The sequence below is a fragment of the uncultured Streptococcus sp. genome, assembly GCF_963518475.1.
Lineage (GTDB): Bacteria > Bacillota > Bacilli > Lactobacillales > Streptococcaceae > Streptococcus.
Genome location: NZ_CAUQJA010000053.1, coordinates 1 through 2,526, shown reverse-complemented (window position 1 = coordinate 2,526; position 2,526 = coordinate 1). Strand labels below are relative to the sequence as shown.

Below are 2,526 nucleotides of genomic sequence, written 5' to 3'. Positions count from 1 at the left end.
CCACTCTCTGCAATTTCTTTTGCTTCTTTTCCGACATAACGAAGGTGCCATTCTTCAGCCATATAGCCTGTTTCTTTTTCTTTACCTTTGAGATAACGGACAACAAAGCCATAATCAGCTGCATGGTCCAAGAGCCATTGGGCTGCTTTTTCTTCCGTTACTAAATCACCATCAGTCCCAATAACATCAAAGGCCAAGCCAGTTTGGTGTTCACTATAGCCAGGTCGGGCAGAGTAACGGTCAGCAGCTGCCTTTCCGTCTTGATTAACATAATCTTGATAGAGCTTGGTCTGAGTTTCATAACTTCTAAAGCCACTGTAATGGTCACTAATTGGGAAACCTGCCTCTTGCATCGCTTTGATGAGTTTGACCAACTCAGCCTTGGCTGTTGGATTTTCCCCTGGATTGTAGTCTTTTGACAATGGGTAGTGTTTATTGGCTACGATGATTTCATCGTATTTCCCTTGGATGCTGTAGTAGTCTCCTTTATTGACCACTTCTGCTTTTTTCTGAGTAGCTCCTTGAGACTTACTTCCAACTGTTCCATCAGCTTTAGCTGTTTGCTCTGTCTTAGCTGAGCCATCTTCATTTTTTGCTTTTTCTTGTGAACAAGCTGCTAGACTCAAGGCTAGCAAGGCTGTCAAGATAAGGTATCTTTTTTTCATTTCTACTCCTTTATTTCTAATAGGTTATCTAGTTCTGACGATAAACATTTGACTAATTGTTTGATCTCATCAGGTTTTACTTGGCAGGTTTCTGCTGTCATTTCTTCAAAGGGAACCCACCAAACTGGACCACGTCCCTTGAGACCGTGACCATTCATATCACCTCTTCGTCTAGGAAACAGATGCCAATGAAGATGGGCATCACCATTTCCTAGCAGTTCGATATTCATTTTCTCAGCAGCAAAGGCCTTAGCAACCGCCTCTTGGACCACACTCATTTCTTCTAGAAAACGGAGTCTTGTCTCCTTTTTCAAATGGTGCAATTCGGTGACATGTTCCTTGGCTAGAAAGAGACTATAGCCTGCAAAATACTGGTGGTCTCCAACCACAAGATAGCCTGTTTCCAACTCTTTGACAAAATAGGGACTCTCTCCCTTCTTGATGAGCTCAATTCTCTGGCAAATCAAACACATATTAGTCTACCAATGCGCTCTTAAGATAAGCATCAACCATACGCTCCGTTGCGACCACCGAGTCAATATGAGTACGCTCATAAGAGTGACTAGACTCAATACCAGCTCCGAGAAGGGCGTGTTTGACCTCTGCGCCAGCTGACATGGCTGCTGAAGCGTCCGAACCATAAAATGGATAGATATCCAGCTTAAATGGAATATCTTGCTCTTTAGCCAAAGCAACCAAATGTTGACGGAAGTCATAGTGATAAGGTCCAGAAGCATCCTTGACACAGATAGACACTGTATATTCGTCTGTTTGCTGGTCATCTCCCATAGCTCCCATATCCACAGCCAGATATTCTACCACCTGAGCAGGAATATTAGAGTTAGCCCCATGCCCCACTTCTTCAAAGACTGAAAAAGCAAAATGGGTTGTTACTGGCAATTCAATCTTCTCTTCCTTATAAATACGAAGGAGGTTAAGCAAAATCGCTGCACTGACCTTATCGTCCAAATGACGAGACTTGATAAAACCTGTCTCTGTCACGACAGTTCGTGGATCAAAGCTGATAAAATCACCGACCTCAATGCCAAGAGCACGAGTTTCTTTTTCATTGGTCGCTTTTGCATCCAAACGCACTTCCATATTGTCCTGAGTGCGTTCTGCAGTTCCTGCATCCTTATAGACATGGCAAGAAGTTTGGTGGATGAGGATGGTTCCTGATACTTTTTGACCTGTGCTAGCCACATGAACGGTACAGTTTTCACCTTCAATCATGTTCCAAGGAAAACCACCGATACGGTCCATTTTGAGACGACCGTCTGGTTTGACAGCACGGACAATGGCCCCCAGCGTATCCACATGGGCAGTCACATAGCGATGCTCTTCATCATTTTGACCTTTAATGGTCACATTGACACCACCCTTAGCTGTGCGAACCGGCTGGTAACCAAAACCTTCTAGAGTCTTGACTAAATAGTCCGAAATCTCACGAGTGAAGCCCGTTGGCGATGCAATGGCTGTCAGTTCTTTGATATATTCTACTGTTTGATTCATTTCTTCACCTCTTTTGCTACCTATTATAACACATTTATCATCGGATAAAAAAAGAAAATCACTCCTGTAGACTTGGCTACAAAAGTGATTTTAATGATTATTCCATTTCAAAAACATCGCTTTCTTGCTTGTTTGGTAGAACCAATGAGAGCAAGATTCCAACGATGGCTGGCACCAACCATGGGAGTGATGCCTTGGCAAAAGGAAGAGCGTTGACAAGGTTTGCAAGAAACTCAACCTTAAACGAGCTTCCTAATACGCTTGCAATGGCAATAGCTGTAACCACAGCAATTGTCAACTGCATACCTGGTTTTGAAAGAGCCACAAATTTGTTGACAATGACAATCAT

4 protein-coding genes are annotated in these 2,526 nt (G+C 43.2%); all 4 read right to left on the bottom strand.

The window, feature by feature from the left end; translation table 11 throughout:
- On the bottom strand, positions 1 to 665 hold a 665-nt coding region (ldcB, locus tag RYK12_RS10150), incomplete at its 3' end, for an LD-carboxypeptidase LdcB/DacB (RefSeq protein ID WP_314848884.1).
- 2 nt (positions 666 to 667) lie between these two features.
- Positions 668 to 1,138, bottom strand: a complete 471-nt coding sequence (locus RYK12_RS10145; protein WP_314848882.1) for an HIT family protein — start codon at positions 1,136 to 1,138, stop codon at positions 668 to 670.
- A 1-nt stretch (position 1,139) separates the two neighbouring features.
- Positions 1,140 to 2,177, bottom strand: coding sequence for a M42 family metallopeptidase (locus RYK12_RS10140; RefSeq protein WP_314848880.1), 1,038 nt, complete (start codon positions 2,175 to 2,177; stop codon positions 1,140 to 1,142).
- Between the two features lie 97 nt (positions 2,178 to 2,274).
- Positions 2,275 to 2,526, bottom strand: a 252-nt coding sequence (locus RYK12_RS10135) for a branched-chain amino acid transport system II carrier protein (RefSeq protein ID WP_314848878.1), incomplete at its 5' end; no start/stop codon positions are given.